This window comes from Streptomyces sp. NPDC001617 (assembly GCF_053596855.1).
The window spans coordinates 1-18,107 of the sequence record NZ_JBSFHA010000064.1 but is presented as its reverse complement, the minus strand read 5'-3'; the positions used below and the strand labels follow the sequence as shown (position 1 = coordinate 18,107).

Here is an 18,107-nt window from a genome sequence, read left to right as displayed (position 1 = left end):
GCGGGTCACCGGGCCGACGGCGTCCGGTGACCCGCGTCCCGCGCCATCAGGTAGCCGACGCCGCGCACGGTCCTGATCAGCGACTGGTCACGGTCGTCCAGCTTGCGCCGCAGGTAGTAGACGTACGTCTCCACCACGCCGGACTCGCCGTGGAACTCCGACTGCCACACCCGGTCCAGGATCTGCCCCTTGGTGACGACCTGGCCTGCGTTGCCCATCAGGAAACCGAGGAGATCGAACTCCCACTGCGTCCCCTCCCGCCAGACCTCGCGCGTCGACGGATCCAGCGCCACTTCCCCGACGCGCAGCAGCCGGCAGTCGACGGCGCGCCCGCGCCTCAGCAGCACATGGATTCGCGCAACCACCTCCTCCAGCGCGAAGGGCCTGGTGACGTAGTCGTCGGCGCCCATCATCAGCCCGTGCACCTTGGCCTCGGTCCGGTCGTGGGCGGTGAGGAAGAGGACGGGCGCGTCGACGCCGGCGGCCCGCCGGGCGCGGTAGGCCTCGAAGCCGTCGCCGTCCGGCAGGATCGCGTCGAGGACCACGAGGTCGGGGCGTACGGAGAGGCCGGCCGGGACGGCGTCCTCACCGAGAGCGGCCACGTACACGCCGAAGCCGAGCTGGCGCAGCCTCGTCAGCAGCGGATACGTACCGCTATCGGCATCCACGACGAGCACGCGAGGCGGTCTGGGCGATCTGTGTACCTTCACGTCCTGGAGGATGCGATTCCCCGACGCGGGGTGCACGCCGCGGAGGCGAACAAGGCGTGACATCCATATGACAGGACATAAGAAGGGACGTCCAGGGCGACCTGGGCGCCACGACCCGGTGCTGGATACCGGGATGCCGGCCCTGCTGTGTGAGGGCGGGCGCTGTCTGGGCGGTCGCCCGCATCGTGCGTCAAGGCGCGAGGCGTGACTGTTCTCCCCGATGCCGTGCCCCCGGTGAAGACCCTGAACGTGCAGCGACCCGCCGAAGACGGGGTGAGTGGGCCGCCGGATGGATCGATCAGGGCTGGGAGGGCATGGTCCCGCAGTTGGACGTGGTGGGTTTGCTCTCCAGGCGGTCGGTGAGCCAGGAGATGGCCGCTCCCTGGTCGGTGAGGAGGGGGGCGAGGTGGTTGGTGAGGATCCTGTCGCCGAGGTTGGGCAGGTCGACGGTCTTGTAGGTCACGTCGCCGCCCTTGCGGCACCAGTCCACGGCCAGTTGGCGGGCCTGGCCGTGCGGAACGATGTCGTCCTGGATGCCGGTGGCCACACGGACCGGGCCGGCCGGCTTGAGTGTCCCGAGGCGCTGGTCGTCGAGGACGGCCTGGGCCCTGGGTTCAGCGGCGATGATGTCGGCGACGGACTCGCCGCTAGTGGTCCAGGCGGTGCTCCGGTTGAAGCCGTAGCGGATGACGGCTTCGCCGACGCACATGGTGGACGCGTCGGCGAGGGCCTTGCGCTCGGCGTCGTTGAGGGTCGCCTCTGCGAGGCTGCGCATTGCGCGGGCACAAGGGCGGCCCGGGCCCACACAAGGGGGGCGTGTGAGCCGGGGCCGCCTGAGCCGTCGGCGGGGGAGTGCCATCGGCCGGGATCGAGTCTTGGCCCGCGAGGAAATGGTCAGTAGCCCCTCACGGGCACTCAAAAAATTCGGGGAAGGCCCCTGTCCGCGCGAGGTCTCGGCCGTTCGGCCGGTGTGCGCGGCCCGCGGCGTCGCGGAAGGTGGCCTTTCGGCTGACCCGGCGGCGCCGGCGGGCGGTTAGGGTCGCGCCGTGGATCTCCTGAGCAGCTTGCGCGCCATCAGCGCGTCTCCCGGGCCGGGTGGCCGCCGGCAGGGCCTCGTGCGGGCGTTCGGCGTTGTCCTTCTGCTGTCGGCGGCAGGGGTGGACCTGCTTCTTGCCGACCTCGGCGGCGCTTCGTGGCCTCAGCTGGTGGTGCTGCCGATCGGTCTGGCCGCGGTCCTCTGGCCCGCCGGCCGGCGGTCGGCGTGGCTGACCACGGCGGTGCGCACGGTCGTGCCCGCGGTCCTGTCCGGCGCGGTGACGGCTGCCGTGTTCCTGTCCGGCCGGGAGGCGCTGCCCGGCCCCGGCGAGACCGCGATCCTGCTGTGCCTGCTCATGGTCGCGGTGCGTGACTGCCCCGTGCGGTGGGCGGCGGTGTGCGGCGTTCTGGACGGTGCCGCGGTTCTGGTGCTGCCCTACAGACACGCGCCCGGCGACTCGTCGGTCAACCCGTTCGGAATGCTGGTGCTGGCCGGCGTGGTCGCCGGACTCGGCGGGTACCTGCGCGCCCTGGACCACCGCCGCCGGGTCGCGGTCACCGAGACCCAACGGGCCGAACGCCTCGCCATGGCCGCCGACCTGCACGACTTCGTGGCCCACCATGTCACCGGGATCCTGGTGCAGACACAGGTGGCCCAGCTCCTCGCCACGAATGACCCCGAGCGTCTGGCCAAGATCCTGAAGGACGTCGAACGCTCCGCCACCGAGGCCCTCGCCTCCATGCGCCGTACGGTTGGCCTGATGCGCGAGGCCCCGGAGTCCGGCGACACCGACCGTGACCCGGCGGGCGATCTGGCCGCACTCCCCGAACTGGTGGAGGGCTTCCGCGGGCCCGTCGGCCCGAAAGCCGCGTTGCGCCGCGATCCCTCGGTGCCCGGCGGCCTGCCCCATGAGGTGCAGGCCGCCGCCTACCGGGTCGTCCAGGAGGCCCTCACCAACATACGGCGCCACGCCGCCGATGCCACCGAGGTGCTGGTCGGCCTGACCTGCCACGGCCACGCACTGGAGGTGACGGTGCGCGACGACGGCCGTGGCGGCGCGCGGCTGCCGCAGGCCGCGCGCGGGGGCGGCTTCGGTCTGGTCGGGCTGACGGAGCGGGTCACCGCGCTCGGCGGCGAGTTGCGTACGGGACCCCGCTCCGACCGCCGGGGCTGGGAGGTCACGGCGATCCTGCCGACGGAGAAGACATCGTCGTGACCGCTGCGGCGCGCTCCGCCACGCCGCAGGGAGCAGAAGCGCGGCCGGCCGGTGAGTCCTGGCCGCGTTCAGGCGGAGGACGACGCCCCGACCGGCGCCGGGGAGCCCGTGACCTTCCGTCATCCGCCGTTCGGCCGAGGCCGGCCCGTCCGGGCCGTTCGCTCATGGCCGTTCGACCGAGGCGGCGGCCCCTGCCACGAGGGGAGAGTGGAGGCTCGTCAGGTCGCGGGGACAGGAGAGATGAGCATGACCATCCGGGTGGTCGTCGTGGACGACCAGGACATGGTGCGGTCGGGGTTCGCGGCATTGCTGTCGGCGCAGAGCGACATCGACGTCGTGGGGGAGGCGCCCAACGGCCGCCTCGGCATCGAGGTCAGCCGCAGCACGCATCCCGACGTGGTGCTGATGGACGTACGGATGCCGCAGATGGACGGGCTGGAGGCAGCACGGCAGCTGCTCGACCCGCCGCCCGGTGTGGTGCACCGTCCCAAGGTGCTCATGCTGACCACCTTCGACATCGACGACTACGTCTACGAGGCCCTGCACGCCGGAGCCAGCGGCTTTCTCCTCAAGGACGCCCCGGTCGCCGAACTCGTGCAGGCGGTGCGGGTGATCGCCGCCGGTGAGGCGCTGCTCGCCCCGTCCGTCACCCGGCGCCTCATCGAGGACGTGGCTCGGCGCCGCCCCGTCCCGCGCCGGGACCCCAGGCTGCGGCTGAACGGCCTCACGCCACGGGAGGCGGAGGTTCTGCTCCTGGTGGCGCAGGGCCTGTCGAACACGGAGGTCGCCGCGAGACTGGTGGTGGCCCAGCAGACCGTCAAGACCCACATGACCCGGCTGCTCGCCAAGCTCGGTGCCCGCGACCGGGCGCAACTCGTCGTCCTGGCCTACGAGTCGGGGCTGGTCGCCCCGGGGATGTCCCACCCGGCCACGGGCACCTAGGCATGCTGCCCGGAACGTGGCTGCCGCGGCTCAGAGCGTCGCACGCAGGTGGCTGACCGTGACGAAGTGGTAGCCCTGGGCGGTGAGGGTACGCAGGATCTCGGGGACGGCGGCGACCGAGGTGGGGTGGATGTCGTGGATCAGGATGACGTCGTTGCGCTTGGCCTTGCTGATGACGCTCTGCGCGACCTTCGCGGCATTCGGGTACTTCCAGTCCTCGGTGTCCATGGTCCACAGCACGGGTGACAGGGGGGTGACCGCCCGGACCGTGCCGTCGATCGCGCCGTACGGCGGGCGGAACAGCGTCGGCTCCTTGCCGGTGGCGGCCTTGATCGCCGCGCTGGTGCGCTCCAGCTGGGAGCGGACCTGGGCCGAGGTCAGGTTGGTGAGGACCGGGTGGTTCCAGGAGTGGTTGCCCACCTCGTGGCCGGACTCCATCTCGGCCCGGACGACCTCCGGGTGGGTGGCGACGTTCTGGCCGACGACGAAGAAGGTGGCGCGCGCCTTGTACTGGGCGAGGTACTTCAGCAGCGTTCCGGTGTAGGGGACGGCGGGACCGTCGTCGAAGGTCAGGGCGAGGCACTTGAGCTTGGAGCAGTCCGTGGAGTCCTTGCCCTGGTCCGGCTGCGCGGTGACGGTCTGGGCGGGCGTGTTGGTGGCACCGAGGTCGAGTTTGCCGTCCGGGTGGACGGTCTGGCGCCGGGCGTGGGCTCCGAAGTCGGACAGGAACGGAGTGACGGTCGCCTTGGGGAGCGTGACGGAGACACGGCCGGCCGCGGCGACGCCGACGGTGTCCCGGTCGAAGTCCACCTTCAGGCCTCCGCCGGAGGTGAAGCTCATGTCGTCCAGGTAGGTGTCGCGGTACTCGCGGTCGCCGAGCGACGAGGCGAGGGTGTCGGCGGTGACCCCCTCCCGGTGCTCCAGGGCCTTCTCCACGGCCTCGACGAAGGCGTCCCGCGAGCCGTCGGCGATGAGCCCGGCGGACGTCCGGTACCGCTTGGCGGTGCCGTCGTACCAGTACGACTTGGTGGCCAGGCCGTCCCCGGCCGACGAACGGTCGACCGTCACCAGCCGGACACCCAGTACGTCGCCGGAGGCCGCGAGGAACGAGAAGCTGACGTTCAGCTCGGTCCCCTCGCCGCCGTCCCGGCCCTCCTGGCACGATCCCGTGCGGAAGGTCTCCAGGCGTGCGTCCACGTCCTTCTTCATCGCGGCCGTCATCGCGTCCGCCCCGGGGACGTCCGGGTAGGCCGTGGCCCAGGGGCAGGAGCGGTCGGTGCTGCTGTCACTGACGATGCTGACGCCCTTGAGCCTGGACAGGCCGGTCTGGGTGGCGGTGGTGTCGGTCCCTCCAGACCCGGACGGGCTGTTGGACGAGCTGTCGTGAGCGGGTGCGGAGTCCGCCGGAGACGATCCGCCGGCGCAGGCGGTGGTCAGCGCGAGCGAGCCGAGCAGGAGGAGCGCGGGGGCGAGGATGCGTCGGGGCATGGAGGAACCTTGGTGCGTGAGGTGCCGGGGAAAGTGGCATGTGCGGCGTGCCGGCCGTCTCCGCGCCACGGCGTCTCGCAGGTGCCGCCGATGGGGGAAAGCGCTTTGACGGCCGCAAGCTATGTCCTTATGACCTGTCCCATCAATCCCCGCCGCCCCACGTGTGACCACTCTCTCCTCCACCAGGGGCCCGGGCCGGAGGAGCGGCGGGGGCATCGTTCCCCGGCAGCCTGGCGGGTCGCCGGCTCGCATGGAACATCCCCGTCAGATCCTCACAACTCGTCACCACTCGTTCCTGGCGGACGAGGGTCGGGCGCGTGGTCAACGCCACCAGGAGTACCGCGGCGGCCTGGGTCCTGCCCGGCGACTGGAAGGTCATTTTCATGAGGCTCCCAGTGAATGCTCAGACGACCGGGGGACGATGACGTCGTCGCCCCCTTCGGGCGGCGACCAGACACCACAGGCCGTTCCGGATCCGGGCTTCCGCACGACCGGCCACGGCCGGCCCGGGCCTGAACCCGTAGCGGGCCGTACCGCCCGAGCCGCCGTTTTCCGGCGAACCAGGAGACCGCCCCATGAGCGTCCTCGACCTTCCGCACCGTACCGGCGTGCCGACCGGCGCGTCCGACATGGACGAGCGCACCCGGTGCCGGATCGGCTACGTCCTCGTCGCCTGCGGCCTCGCTCTGCTGCCCTGGCTGGTCGTGCTGGCCACGGGCTTTCCGGCCATCGTCGGTACCGCCCAGGAGTCCCTGACGTGGGTCGGACTCGACAGCCTCGAAGCCGTCGGCCTCGTCACCACGGGTCTGCTGGTCCTGTGGTGTGACCCCCGGAGCGTCCTCGCGGCCTCCGCGACCGCCGTGCTGCTGCTCGCCGACGCCTGGTTCGACACCACCACAGCGGCGTCGAGCGGTGACTTCGTATCAGCCCTGGCCATGGCAGTCGGCGCGGAACTCCCCCTCGCGGCTCTGTGCGCGGTCCTGACGATTCGCGGGTTCGACGTCCTGCGCGAACGCGGTACGGCGGCCCGAGTTCTGATCACGTCGTCACACAGGCCCTCTAGTACCCGGGTGTGACACCCGAGTTGGCACCCGGGTGTGACGTGCCCTTCCCTCCCGCGCCTTAGCGTCACCGCGCCCTGAACCAACCAGACCGGTTTTCGCACGGAGCGCGCATGCACCAGCACATCGACATCGACCACATCGTCGGGCTCTACCGCACCTACGCCCACGATCTCGACCGGGTCCGCGAGCAGCAGCGGGGACTGCTCGCGCCGACGACCTCGCTGAAGGCCCAACTCGACGACATCGAGGCGGAGATCACCTACCTCCTGTTGCGCGAGGCCCGCCTGGAGACGGTGGTCGAGATCGGCACCTTCCACGGCTGGTCCACCACCTGGATCCTCCAGGCCCTGAAGGACAACGGCACCGGCCACCTGTACTCGTACGACATCGTGGACCACGTCGCGCGGAACGTCCCCGAGCAACTGTCCACCGGGCGCTGGACGTTCACGCAGGGAGACGCCCGGGAGAACCTGGAGAAGATCCCGGATACCGCGGACTTCCTCTTCATCGACGCGGCCCACTCCGCGAGCTTCGCCCGCTGGTACATCCAGCACCTGCTGCCGCGCATGCGGCCGGGTATACCGGTGTGCGTCCACGACGTCTTCCACGGCCGCAGGCCGCTGCCGTTCACACCTGAACGACATCAAACGGACCCTCGCTCTGGGCCACCCCGTCCGGGACAGCAGGGACAACCCCATGATCTTCTTCACGCTGCGCTGACGGAACCGGCCGCCTGTGGGGAGGCGGCCGGCTTTCCGAGCCGTCTCAGCCCAGTTCGGCCAGTCGCCGTACGGCCGGGGCGGCGAAGGTCTCCATCCAGCGCGACGTGGCGCCCAGATGGCGCGAGATGATCACCGTGTCGACGCCGAGCTTGCCGTAGGGCTCGATGTCGCGGGTGAAGGTGTCCAGGTCCTCCTCGGTGGCGGCCGCTCGTACGTGAGGGTCCGGCGGACGGCGTCGTAGTCGCGGTCCGCCTCGTCGCAGTGCCCGCGCAGCACGTCCAGCTTGTACGCGACCTCCTCGGGCGAGGTCGCGAACAGGTTGCAGGCGTCGGCGTACCGGGCGACGAGCCGCAGGGTCTTCTTCTCACAGCCGCCGCCGATCATGATCTCGGGGTGCGGGCTGCTGACCGGCGGTGGGACGCACAGGGTCTCGGCGAGTTGGTAGTAGCGGCCCTCGAAGGGCCCGTTGTCGTCCGGGTCCCACATCTGCAGGCAGATGCGCAGGGTCTCCTCCAGCCGCTCGAATCGTTCCGCGAGCGGCGGGTAGGGCACGCCCAGGCCGTGGTGCTCGCGGTCGTACCAGGCGGCTCCGATGCCGAGGGTGGCCCGGCCTCCGGACAGGACGTCGAGCGTGGTGGCGATCTTGGCGAGCAGGCCCGGGTGACGGTACGTCACCCCGGTGACCAGGGCGCCCAGTCGCACCGTGGAGGTGTGGGCGGCCAGGTAGGCCAGGGCCGTGTAGGCCTCCAGCATGGGGGCCTCGGCGCCGCCGTTGAACTCCATCTGGAAGTAGTGGTCCATGACCAACAGCCGGTTCACGCCGGCAGCCTCCGCCGCGGCCCCCGCGGCGGTCAGCTCGGCGCGCAGCGCACCGCCTCCGTCGGGGTGGTCGAATCAGCTCGTCGCGGTCAGCCAGGAGAAGACGGTCTTGCGGCAGGTGCCGGCGTCGCCGTAGTCGTGGGCGCCCTGGAGGGTCTCGCGTTTCAGGGAGGCGTGGAAGCTTTCGCAGGCCGCGTTGTCGGCGCTGGTGCCGACCGCGCCCATCGCCCGGGTCACCCCGAACTGGTCGCAGAGGCCGGCGAAGGCCCCGGAGCCGTATTGCGCTCCGTGGTCGGAGTGGAACACGGCGCCGTCCAGGCCGCCGCGGGTCGAGGCGGCCATCCGCAGTGCGTCGGCGACCAGATCGGTGCGCATGTGGTCGGCGATGGACCAGCCGACGACCTTGCGGCTGAAGCAGTCCAGCACGGTAGCGAGATAGAGTAACTCCCCGCCTGCGAGCGGGAGATACGTGATGTCGCCCATGTATTTGCGGCCCGGCTCGGTGGCGGTGAAGTCCCGCTGGAACAGGTCCGGGACCGGTGAGGTGGCCGGGTCCGGGACGGTGGTGCGCATGCGTCTGCGCAGGCGGATTCCGGTGATGGAGAACGCCCGCATGATCCGGGCGACCCGCTTTTCGTTGACACGCCGCCCTTTCTCGCGGAGCTCGGCGGTCACGCGCGGGGAGCCGTAGGCGCCGCCGGACTCGCACCGCGCTCGCCGTCCTGGCTCTGGCCGCCGCGCTCTCGGCCACCGGATGCGGGGACTCTCACGGAGCCGGATCGCCGACCGCACTCGACTCCGGGATCAAGGGCCGCACCATGGTCGACGCCGGCTGCCCGATGGCCCGCGACCACAGCCCCTGCCCCGACCGCCCCCCGAGCGCCCGGCTGACCATCACCGCCGGCGAACCCCAACGGACGGTCACCGAGACCACTAGCGACACCGACGGCCACTTCCGCATCCCGCTGCCACCAGGCACCCATACCATCCACCCCGCCAACCTCACCGGCGCCGTCACCCCGATCGCCCAGCCGATGTCTGTCACCGTCGCCAGCGGACGGTTCACCACGGTCACCATCCCCTTCGATTCGGGCATCCGCTGAGACCCGAGACGCGGAGCCGCCCCGGCACAACTGCCGGGGCGGCCGTGGGCGATCAAGGGTTGCCGGTCAGGGGCTGTCCTCGCCGCCTCCGGTGCCGCCGTTGGCCAGCCACTGCGCGTAGGCGATCGCGGCCAGGCGCGCCGAGAAGGCGTTGTCACGCGCGGTGGCGGTCGTCACGGCAGCGGAGCCGGCAGCTGCGGTGAGGCCTGAGGTCGGCGTGTACATCGCCTCGTTGAAGACCGACCCGCTGGGGGCCGAGGCCACGGCGAACACGGGGTGTGCCGTTCCGCCGGAGAAGGACGTCGAGATGTAGTCGCCGACCATGGTGCCCTGGGTGGTGCTCGCCAGCCAGGAGTGGGTCATCGGGCCGGCCAGCTGGGTCGACGCGGTCCAGGTGCTGCCGCCGTTGGTCGAGGAGACGTAGCCGACGTCCAACTGGCAGGTGGAAGCGGTGCAGTTGGCGGTCGGGTGGTAGTAGTACGTCAGTGCCAGGTGCGCGGTGGTGCCCGAGGTGGCCGGGTCGACGGCGAGGCCGGGGATGAAGTGGTCGACGGTGCTGGTCGTCGCGTCGATCGGGATGCGGGTCACCGACGACCAGGTGGTGCCGTTGGTGGTCGTCGCCATCACGATGTCGTTGGAGGTGCAGGAGCCTCCGCTCGCGCGGAACCGGCAGTCCTGCCAGACGACGTAGACTTTCCCGGCGGCGTCGATCTCGGCGGAGGGCAGCGGGCCGCTGCGCAGACCGCCGCGCACCGTGAACGTACTGACAGTGGCCACCGTGGTGGCGTTGGTCCAGCTGCTGCCGCCGTTGGTGGACGTGAAGGCCCGGATCGCGGTCTCCGAGGCGTTGGCGATCGGGACCACCACGGTGCCGTTCGGCTGTACGACGGGCTGCCCGCCCAAACCCGTGGCGTTGTTGCCGGTGTTCTTCGACGCGCCCCAGGTGAGGCCGCCGTCGGAGGAGGTGGTCATCTTGATGCGATCGCTGTCGCCGTTGTTGTCGTACTCGGTGTAGCAGTTGCCGTAGAAGGCGCTCGTGGCGGTGTTGTCGCAGACGACCCAGTTCTTGTCGAGGCTGGAGCCGGTCGCGGTGACCACGGGGTTGCTCCAGGTCAGTCCGCCGTCGGTGGAGCGGCTGGTGAAGACCTCGGGCACGGTGACGGACGAGGTGATGGGGATGCTGGAGATCAGCCAGATGTTGTGCTTCGCGTCGTAGGTCACCGACGCGTCGCTGACCCGCTGGAAGGTGCCGCCCGCCTGCGTGGTGATCCCCGGCAGGAAGCCCCTGGTCCAGGTGGCGCCACCGTCCTTGGAGGTCGCGAAGCCGACGTTCGAGCCGCCACCGTCGGTGAACCTGCCGACCTGGAAGGCGGAGACGATGGTGGAGCCGAACGAGAAGGTGTCCGGCTCGACCTCGGTGGCGTGCTGGCTGGTGGAGTTGGTGTAGGGGTCGGTGCTGATCTGGGTGAGGGCGGGCGCGGCACTGGCGCTGGTCGTGGAGAGTGCCAGCGCGCCGGCCGCGAGGGCCGCCGTCACCAGGCCGGGTCTCGCCAGGCGGTGGAGCAGGGATGCCAGGGACATGATCCGTTCCCTTTCACAGAAGGGGCACGTCCGGCATCGGTGCGTCGCGAAGTGGGGTCGGGAGCATGCCTCGTACACGTCCGCGCCATCAGGGCGGGCGGAGCCCGGCCGAACCGAACGTCGTGCAGGACGTGCTGAGGGACGTCGACACTCTGCTGCGCAAGCATGGTCATGTCAACGCTTTTCATTGCAACACCGCCTGAATCGCAGGGAATTGACGTCCCCTTGACCCTCGGACACTTTGATAGTCCGCCTTGGAGAGGTCGGGGCGCAGCCAGAGCGCGGTCCAGTGCTGCTGGGTGAGGGTGGTGGCGAGGCGCTGGGCCAGGCGGGTTTTGTGCTGTCCGCCGGGGCCGTGCAGCAGCAGTGCGGAGGAGCCGGGTTCGCCCGCCCAGGTGTTCAGGCGGTCGAGGAGGCGGGTGCGGCCGCGGAAGGGGACGGTCTGACGGCGGGCGCGCAGCAGGGCCGCGGGGGAGCCGGCCAGCGTGCCGGCCGGGTCGGCGGGTTCGCTCAGGTGCTGCCATTCGGCGGGTTCGAGGACCGGTGCCGCGTGGTGGGACAGGTGGTCGGCGAGGGCCGTGCGGAAGGCGGGGGCGTTGAAGAGGACGTAGGCGGGGACGGCTTCGAGGGCGGCGTGGGCGTGGCCGGCCGGGTCGGTGGCGATGACGCCGGTGAGCAGGTGGCCGCAGAACAGGGCGGCCCCGGACAGCCCGCCCAAGGGCGAGGAGCCGTCAGCTGGGGGGGGTGTTGGTCGAGGTGGAGGACGTAGCGGTTGCCGATGTGGCGGTCGCCGGGGTTGAGGGTCCCAGGCGGGTGCCAGGTCCCGGCCGGCCGCCCCTCGCGCTGCACCAGGTCGGGCACGCCCCAGGTTTCGCACGGTGTGCCGGGCTGCTCGGTGGCCAGCCCGGCACACCTTGGGGGAGTGTCGGGCAGCGGGTCGAAGGCCGGGTCGGCGATGTGGAGGAGGGCGGCGGCTTGCCCAGTCGCTCCCGGCCGGTCCCCGGCACGTTCCGGCGCGGTACGGGTGACCTGGTGCACAAGGCGTCGACCTGGCCGCCACGATGCGGGCCGACCTGGCGGACTCGGACCACGTTGCGGACACGACGGCGCGCTGCAAGGCCGACACTCGGGAGCTTGGTGCGGGTGGAGTCCGTATGCCGCACCAGTGCACCTGCCTTCCGTCAAGCGGCCCTCGCAGATGGACTACCGTCTCAGTGACATGGACTTTCGGGCCGAAGTCCGGTTCTGCAGGAGGGGATCAGACCGTGGGGTTGTTGCAGAAGTGGGGGCGCAGACGGATGACCGAGGGGGCGATTGCGGCGCGGGAACGGGGAGAGAGCACCTACGTCTTCAGGCTGGCCTCGTCCAATGAGCAGATTCAGGGCCGGTACATCACGGTGATCGAATCTGAGGGATGGAAGCTGACCAGCCGTCACGAGGATTCCAGCAACCCACGTCAACGCTGGGTGCTGACGTTCCAGCGTGCCGACGCGGCGGACGTGGGAACCATCCAACCCTCCGAACCCGCGTAGCCACAGCTCTTCCCCGCTGGTACAGCCTGAGCGGCTTGATGAGGGAGGAACGCTGGCCGAACAGCAGGACGCCCGGGCGCGGCGGGCAGTCGACCGGGTGCGGACGCTGACCAGTGTGCCCCCGTCGGCAGGACCACAACAGGGGGTAGCGGTTCTTTGAAGGGATGATCGGTTCGATCTCGCAGACCACCGAGTTCAGTGGCCGTTATGAGGCGTCGGTGTAGGCGAGGTGGGTGCCGCAGACGGTGCAGCGGAAGAACTTGCTGCACTGGAGGAGGAGCAACGCGGCTCGCCGGGACGCTGGACCGTATCCACACAGGCTGGGCCCACGGCTCGGGGGCGGCGGCACTGACTGTGCCGCCGTTGTTGCCGGTAGCTGACCTCGCCACGCTCGACGTCTACCGGAACTTCCCTCAGCTCGCCCTCGTCTCCTCGGCCCTGGACGTTGCCACGGCAGGGACCGAACAGATCGAGCAGGAGGCCGTCTCGGGAGGGTTCGCGCCCGGCTCACTGCGCTCAGCCGGTCTGGCACTCCCGTCCAGCGCCTGCTACGGGGTGTACCTCCACTTCAGGGGTCGGCAGGTGCCGAGGGCGGAGAGCTGGTGACCCTGCTGGGGCAGTGCTTCCGTAACGAGGATCACTTCGACGGACTCCGCCGACTCAAGGCGTTCCGGATGCGCGAGGTCGTGGCGCTGGGAACCCCAGACCAGGTCACGGCCCACCTCGATCACTCCGCCCACTTCCTGCAGACCCTGGCCGGTGAGATCGGTCTGCCATTGGAACGCCGCGCGGCCTCCGACCCCTTCTACGACCAGTCCGGAGAACGCGCCACCTTCCAGCAGATCGTCCCGGTCAAACACGAGTACCTGTACAAGGGCATGGCGATCGCCTCCGTGAACACGCACCACACCTTCTTCGGCGAGCGATGCTCCATATCGCTGCCCAACGGAGGCCCGGTGTCCACCAGCTGTGTCGGTTTCGGGATCGAGCGGTGGCTTCACGCCCTGGCCGATCACTTCGACGGCGACTGGGGCCAGGCTCAGGAGGCTGTCGAGAAGGCCGAGAAGTCGCTGTCCTGAGGGAGCGCACGCGGCGGAGTGCTCCGGTGGGAGCGCACCGCCGCGACAACCTTCTCAGCCGACTTGTGGTCTGGCCGGGCGGTTGGCCCTCACACTCCAACGCCCATCGACGCGGGTGAGGAGAATGGGATGATCGAAACACTTGCTGACCTGGTCGCTGGTCAGGACCTCGTCGGAGGGACCGGACGCCAGACAACGCCCGTCACGCAGCAGCATCACATCGGTCGTCCCGGGAGGCAGCTCCTCCAGATGGTGGGTGACCAGGACCGATGCGAGATCCGGGTAGGTGTGTTGAAGCGTGTCGATCCGTTCGATGAGCTGCTCGCGGCCGGCGACGTCAAGGCCGGTCGCAGGCTCGTCGAGCAGCAGCAGTTGCGGACTGGGCATGAGAGCCCGAGCGATCAATGCACGGCCCCGTTCCCCTTGGGACAGCGTGGGCCAGCGTGCACTGTGCCGATCGCTGAGGCCGAGCAGGGCGATGAGACGGTCGGCATCGGCGACTTGTTGGGGCGTCGGCTTCCAGCGGGGCACGCGTTCGATGGTGTTGGTCAGTCCGGTCAGGACAACGTCCTCGACCTTGAGGGGCGAGCGCAGATCGTGCCGCGGGTTCACATGGCCGACGTACGAGCGCAGTTGCCGCATGTCGACCCGTCCCAGCCGGTGGCCCAGTACCTCCACGATGCCGCGAGTGGGGTGCGCGAGCGCCCCGAGGAGACTGAGCAGGGTGCTCTTGCCCGCCCCATTGGCGCCGAGCAGCGCCCAGTGCTCACCGGCTCGTACGGTCAGCGACACCTCACGCAGAATCGGATTGCCCTCGCGGACGACATCCACATCTTCGACGCGCAGTACCGGGGCTGCGCTCACGAGGAGGCCCGACCAGAGCGGTTGACGGCGGACATGACGGCGTGGACCGATGCGGTCAGAACCGAGGTATCCCAGCCCGCTCCCCAGCAGGTGACCTCGTTCACGCGGCACTCGGCGTAGGCGACGGCGGGGCTGCCCGGTCCTGTGCTGGTGGAGTGCTCGGTGTAGCTGAGGATGTCGACGGTGATTCCGACATTCCGGAGCGCATCGGCGAGGGCGGACAGGGGCCCGTTTCCGGTGCCCTGGCAGGAGCGCTCCTGTCCGCTGATGTGCAGAGTGCAGGTGAACCGGTGCTCGCCGGGAGCTGGTTCCGTGGCGCTCCAGGACGCCAGTGTGACCGGGCCGTCCAGTGCCGGGATGATGTACGTGGTGCGGAAGAGCTCCCACAGCTCTTTGTGGGACAACTCCTGACCGGTGGCGTCGGTGACGTGCTGGACCGCGCGAGAGAAGTCCGGGCGCATCGTCTGGGGCAGGTCCAGGCCGTGGTGGGTGTGCAGCAGGTGGGCGATGCCTCCCTTGCCGGACTGGGAGTTGATGCGGATGACTTCCTCGTACGTGCGCCCGATGTCGCCCGGGTCGATGGGCAGATACGGCACGGCCCATGGGGCTTCCTCGACGGGCAGGCCCTTCTCGGCGGCCTGCTTGGCGTGGTGGGTCATGCCCTTGGCGATGGCGTCCTGGTGGGTGCCGGAGAAGGCCGTGTGAACGAGGTCGCCCCCGTAGGGGTGGCGGGGGTGGACCGGCAGCCTGTTGCAGTACTCCACCGCCTCGCGCACCGCGTCGATGTCGGAGAAGTCGATCATCGGGTTCACGCCCTGTGCGTACAGGTTCAGCGCCAGCGTCACCAGGTCGACGTTCCCGGTGCGCTCGCCGTTGCCGAACAGGCAGCCCTCCACGCGCTGCGCCCCTGCTAGGACGGCGAGTTCGGCACAGGCGACGCCGGTGCCGCGGTCGTTGTGCGGGTGGACCGACAGAATCACGGACTCGCGGCGCGCCAGGTGGCGGTTCATGTACTCGATCTGGTCCGCGTAGACATTGGGAGTGGCGATCTCCACCGTCGCGGGCAGGTTGTGCACCACCGGCCGGTCCGGGCTCGCTTCCCACAGCTCGGTCAGGCTGTTGCACACGTCCAGGACGAAGTCCGGCTCGGTGAGGTTGAAGACCTCCGGGGAGAACTCGAACCGGATGTCGGCATCCGGCCGTTCTTCGGCACGGCGCATCAGGTGGGCGGCGGCATCCCGGATCAGCTCGTGGACTTCGGCGCGGGAGCGGCCCAGGACCACGTCCCGCCACGTGGGGGCGGTCGCGGTGTAGAGGTGCACGAGGGTGCGGGGGAGTCCTTCGACGGAGGTGATGGTCCGGTCGATCAGGTCCTGGCGGGCCGCGGTGAACACGGAGACGGTCACGTCATCGGGGACAGCGCCGCTGTGAGCCAGGTGACGCACGAAGTCGAAGTCGGTCTGGCTGGCGGAGGGGTAACCTACCTCGATCTCCTTGAAGCCCATGGTGACCAAGAGGTCGAACATCCGGCGCTTGCGCTCGGTGTCCATCGGCTCGGCCAGGGCCTGGTTCCCGTCGCGCAGGTCGACCGGCACCCACAGCGGAGCCCGCTCGAGCCGGTGCGACGGCCAGGTCCTGTCTGTCAGGGGCAGGGCGACGCGCTGGTCTGCGGGCTGGTAGCGGTGATGCGGCATCGCGCTCGGGCGCTGGGGGTTCCACCGGGGGGCATCAGCCGGGATGCCACCGGAGGGAGTGCGCAGGGTGGGAAACACCGTGCTTTGGAAGGAGGAGGCCATTGTGCGGAACTTCTTTCAGTCGGCCAGACGTTGACCGGCGCAGCCCGGTAGCCCGCTGCGGGGTGCCGGTCGTGTCAGGCCCCGCAGCGGCAGCCGAGGAGAAGAAGCTCGTGCAGCAGCATGGGGGTACAGTAACGACAACTCAGCTCCTCAGACAACCTGAGAGGTGTGGGAAGGTGAACCTCACATGTCACTAGGTGCCTTGCGGCCGTCCCCTTTGGTCGAGCAGGCCACTGAGCACCTGCGCGAACAGATCACCGGGGGTGAATGGGCCGTGGGGACGAAGCTCCCCGGCGAGACCACTCTGGCCACGTCCCTTGGTGTGGGGCGCTCAACCGTTCGTGAAGCTCTGCGGGCACTGGCCGGCGCCGGGCTGGTGCAGGCACGCCAGGGAGCCGGTGTCTTCGTCATCGCGACCAAGCCCAAGGAGGACTGGGCCACCCGGCTCCGCCAGGCGGCCATCACCGATGTCTACGAGGTCCGAATGCTCGTGGAAGTCGAAGCCGCGCAGTTGGCCGCGCAACGCCGCACCGACGACGACATCGCCGCCCTGCACAGTGCCCTGGCCAGGCGCCGGGACGCTGCGAACGCAGGCAACGCCGAATTCGTCGAGGCCGACATCGCCTTGCACGAGGCCGTGGTCGCCGCAGCGCACAACCCGGTGCTCGCAGGATTGTTCACCGAGTTCGTACCCGTGCTGCAACGACGGCTTCTCGATCTGGTCGAACTGCTCAACCTGCGCTCCGACAATCCGAACCACGGCGACGAGGGGCACACCGTACTGATCAACGCTGTCGTGCAGGGGGACGCCGAGGCAGCCGGACGCGCGCTGCGGGACGAACTCAAACAGACTCTCACCTTGCTTCACTCCCTCTGACCTCGTCTGCCCTTCAGAGGACGGTAGTCATGCTCGACGCCGAACCGTGGATACGGTATTTCCCCGTCTCTGCACCGCCCACCACGCCCTGGACGGTCCTCTTCTTCCCGCACTCAGGCGGCTCCGCCGGCTCCTACCAGCACCTGGCGGCGCAGCTGGCCGACACGGCGCGGACGGCGTGTGTCCAGTACCCCGGGCGCGGGGAACGCCAACGAGAACCCCTTTTCGCAGATGTCCACGTCCTCGCGGATCAGGTGGCCGAAGTACTCGCCCGGGTACACGAGGGCGGCCCGGTGATCTTCTTCGGTCACAGCCTGGGGGCGGCGGTGGCTTAGGAGGTCGTCCTACGAGTGCCTGACCAGCGGCAGACCGTCCTTGTGGCCTCCGGGCATCCTGCTCCTTCTCGTACCCGTCGCCGGCGGCCGGGTTGACCATGAGCGTGGCGTCGTGGATGCGGCGGGCGGCGCCGGTCTTCCGCCAGGCCGGGCGGACTCCGATCTCCTTCAGGCCGGGCGGACTCCGATCTCCTTCAAGGCCAGGGCCGGACGCTCGGTGTACTTCTGGCCGGCGTCGGGCTGGTGCGCTGCCAGTAGCGGTCGCAACGTCCCCGACAACCTGCCGACCGGCATGAGCTACCGCGAGGCGTGGACCGGCATTCCTGCTGTGGCCAAGGCTGTCCGAGCCGTGTACACGGTGTGGCCCGGCTGAGCCGTCTCAGCGTCCGCCGGCAACGACGGGGGAGTCACCGCACGCCGGACGTCACGAGGGATATCCACGTGCGCGAACCGTGAGGACGTCGCCAGAATCGCAACAAGTGCACCATCACCTGGAGTTGCCATGTCCCACCTCCTTCCACGACGCCGTCGAGAACTACCTCGGCATCGTCACCCAGCACCTCCGCATCGACGTGAACAAGGCCCCCGAGTTCATCGCGTACTGGGCCCTGCTCAAGCCGGAGTTCAAGCTGCCGAAGAAGGACTCGATGAAGCGTCTCAACGACGCTCGTGTGGCCCTCAAGCACAAAGGCGCCTTCCCCTCCGAGCACCAGGTCGAGCAGGCCCGCCAGACCGTGGACGACTTCTTCACCACGGTCACACCCAAGGTCTTCGGCGTCGACTTCGACTCCATCGACACGGTCGACCTACTGACACAGCCGGAGGTTGTCCGCCTTGTGCGCGAGGCAAGCAACCCGGCGCACCTGGGCGGGGCGATCGACCGGGACGCGGCCGACAAGGCGGCACGCTTCCTGCAGTTGTGCGACGCGTTCGGGCTGCCGGT

Annotated in this window: 17 protein-coding genes and 4 pseudogenes; 11 read left to right on the top strand and 10 right to left on the bottom strand. The window is 69.7% G+C overall.

The features are described 5' to 3' along the window. Positions 1–5 precede the first annotated feature (5 nt). Entirely contained in the window at positions 6–668 is a 663-nt protein-coding gene (locus ACWC09_RS36405) for a response regulator transcription factor (protein WP_450855311.1), read from the bottom strand. Between the two features lie 340 nt (positions 669–1,008). Further along, positions 1,009–1,482, bottom strand: a pseudogene (locus ACWC09_RS36400) (lipase family protein); the annotation flags it as partial. Positions 1,483–1,756: 274 nt separating this feature from the next. Between ACWC09_RS36400 and ACWC09_RS36395 the strand changes: the two are divergent. Together ACWC09_RS36395 and ACWC09_RS36390 are read left to right on the top strand one after the other, a co-directional pair. Beyond that, entirely contained in the window at positions 1,757–2,962 is a 1,206-nt protein-coding gene (locus tag ACWC09_RS36395) for a sensor histidine kinase (protein ID WP_450855310.1), read from the top strand. Between the two features lie 246 nt (positions 2,963–3,208). After that, positions 3,209–3,904, top strand: a complete 696-nt coding sequence (locus ACWC09_RS36390) for a response regulator (RefSeq protein WP_450855309.1) — start codon at positions 3,209–3,211, stop codon at positions 3,902–3,904. A 30-nt stretch (positions 3,905–3,934) separates the two neighbouring features. Here ACWC09_RS36390 and ACWC09_RS36385 read toward each other — a convergent pair whose 3' ends face one another. Continuing rightward, positions 3,935–5,392: a polysaccharide deacetylase family protein gene (locus ACWC09_RS36385; RefSeq protein ID WP_450855308.1), complete on the bottom strand. Its 1,458-nt coding sequence runs from the start codon at positions 5,390–5,392 to the stop codon at positions 3,935–3,937. A 575-nt stretch (positions 5,393–5,967) separates the two neighbouring features. On the opposite strand from ACWC09_RS36385, the gene ACWC09_RS36380 reads away from it, so the two are divergent. Together ACWC09_RS36380 and ACWC09_RS36375 are read left to right on the top strand one after the other, a co-directional pair. Continuing rightward, a complete protein-coding gene (locus ACWC09_RS36380) occupies positions 5,968–6,468 on the top strand; it encodes a hypothetical protein (RefSeq protein ID WP_450855307.1) in 501 nt (166 codons plus the stop codon). 98 nt (positions 6,469–6,566) lie between these two features. Continuing rightward, positions 6,567–7,307: a class I SAM-dependent methyltransferase gene (locus tag ACWC09_RS36375; protein WP_450855306.1), complete on the top strand. Its 741-nt coding sequence runs from the start codon at positions 6,567–6,569 to the stop codon at positions 7,305–7,307. Here the strand turns inward: ACWC09_RS36375 and ACWC09_RS36370 are convergent. Beyond that, a pseudogene (locus tag ACWC09_RS36370) lies at positions 7,222–8,045 on the bottom strand (TIGR03560 family F420-dependent LLM class oxidoreductase). The gene ACWC09_RS36375 and the pseudogene ACWC09_RS36370 overlap by 86 nt on opposite strands. A gap of 42 nt (positions 8,046–8,087) precedes the next feature. Beyond that, a pseudogene (locus tag ACWC09_RS36365) lies at positions 8,088–8,789 on the bottom strand (IS3 family transposase); the annotation flags it as partial. Positions 8,790–8,815: 26 nt separating this feature from the next. Between ACWC09_RS36365 and ACWC09_RS36360 the strand changes: the two are divergent. Beyond that, a complete protein-coding gene (locus ACWC09_RS36360) occupies positions 8,816–9,100 on the top strand; it encodes a carboxypeptidase-like regulatory domain-containing protein (protein WP_450855305.1) in 285 nt (94 codons plus the stop codon). A gap of 66 nt (positions 9,101–9,166) precedes the next feature. Here the strand turns inward: ACWC09_RS36360 and ACWC09_RS36355 are convergent, their stop codons facing one another. Together ACWC09_RS36355 and ACWC09_RS36350 are read right to left on the bottom strand one after the other, a co-directional pair. Beyond that, positions 9,167–10,681: a sialidase family protein gene (locus ACWC09_RS36355; protein ID WP_450855304.1), complete on the bottom strand. Its 1,515-nt coding sequence runs from the start codon at positions 10,679–10,681 to the stop codon at positions 9,167–9,169. A gap of 184 nt (positions 10,682–10,865) precedes the next feature. After that, complete coding sequence (locus ACWC09_RS36350; protein WP_450855303.1) at positions 10,866–11,399, bottom strand: hypothetical protein; 534 nt, start codon at positions 11,397–11,399, stop codon at positions 10,866–10,868. A gap of 547 nt (positions 11,400–11,946) precedes the next feature. Between ACWC09_RS36350 and ACWC09_RS36345 the strand changes: the two genes are divergently transcribed. The 3 genes from ACWC09_RS36345 (at position 11,947) to ACWC09_RS36335 (ending at position 13,292) form a co-directional block, all read left to right on the top strand. Continuing rightward, positions 11,947–12,213, top strand: coding sequence for a hypothetical protein (locus tag ACWC09_RS36345; RefSeq protein WP_450855302.1), 267 nt, complete (start codon positions 11,947–11,949; stop codon positions 12,211–12,213). Positions 12,214–12,576: 363 nt separating this feature from the next. Next, positions 12,577–12,819 carry a hypothetical protein gene (locus ACWC09_RS36340; RefSeq protein WP_450855301.1) on the top strand — a complete coding sequence of 81 codons (243 nt, stop codon included), beginning with the start codon at positions 12,577–12,579 and terminating at the stop codon, positions 12,817–12,819. Then, the gene (locus ACWC09_RS36335; RefSeq protein WP_450855300.1) at positions 12,816–13,292 is read left to right on the top strand and encodes a hypothetical protein; all 477 of its coding nucleotides are present in this window, start codon (positions 12,816–12,818) and stop codon (positions 13,290–13,292) included. Before ACWC09_RS36340 ends, ACWC09_RS36335 begins: the two co-directional genes overlap by 4 nt. A gap of 54 nt (positions 13,293–13,346) precedes the next feature. Here the strand turns inward: ACWC09_RS36335 and ACWC09_RS36330 are convergent, their stop codons facing one another. Both ACWC09_RS36330 and leuA read right to left on the bottom strand, forming a co-directional pair. Beyond that, complete coding sequence (locus tag ACWC09_RS36330; RefSeq protein ID WP_450855299.1) at positions 13,347–14,156, bottom strand: ABC transporter ATP-binding protein; 810 nt, start codon at positions 14,154–14,156, stop codon at positions 13,347–13,349. Continuing rightward, complete coding sequence (gene leuA, locus ACWC09_RS36325; protein WP_450855298.1) at positions 14,153–15,952, bottom strand: 2-isopropylmalate synthase; 1,800 nt, start codon at positions 15,950–15,952, stop codon at positions 14,153–14,155. Before leuA ends, ACWC09_RS36330 begins: the two co-directional genes overlap by 4 nt. 187 nt (positions 15,953–16,139) lie before the next feature. On the opposite strand from leuA, the gene ACWC09_RS36320 reads away from it, so the two are divergent. Together ACWC09_RS36320 and ACWC09_RS36315 are read left to right on the top strand one after the other, a co-directional pair. Next, positions 16,140–16,829 (top strand): FadR/GntR family transcriptional regulator, encoded by a 690-nt coding sequence (locus tag ACWC09_RS36320; protein ID WP_450855348.1) that lies wholly within the window; start codon positions 16,140–16,142, stop codon positions 16,827–16,829. A 29-nt stretch (positions 16,830–16,858) separates the two neighbouring features. Continuing rightward, positions 16,859–17,164 carry a thioesterase II family protein gene (locus tag ACWC09_RS36315; protein WP_450855297.1) on the top strand — a complete coding sequence of 102 codons (306 nt, stop codon included), beginning with the start codon at positions 16,859–16,861 and terminating at the stop codon, positions 17,162–17,164. Between the two features lie 73 nt (positions 17,165–17,237). Here ACWC09_RS36315 and ACWC09_RS36310 read toward each other — a convergent pair. Then, a pseudogene (locus tag ACWC09_RS36310) lies at positions 17,238–17,427 on the bottom strand (hypothetical protein); the annotation flags it as partial. Positions 17,428–17,643: 216 nt separating this feature from the next. Here ACWC09_RS36310 and ACWC09_RS36305 point away from each other — a divergent pair. Beyond that, a partial coding sequence (locus tag ACWC09_RS36305; RefSeq protein ID WP_450855296.1) for a carboxyl transferase domain-containing protein occupies positions 17,644–18,107 on the top strand: 464 nt, incomplete at its 3' end.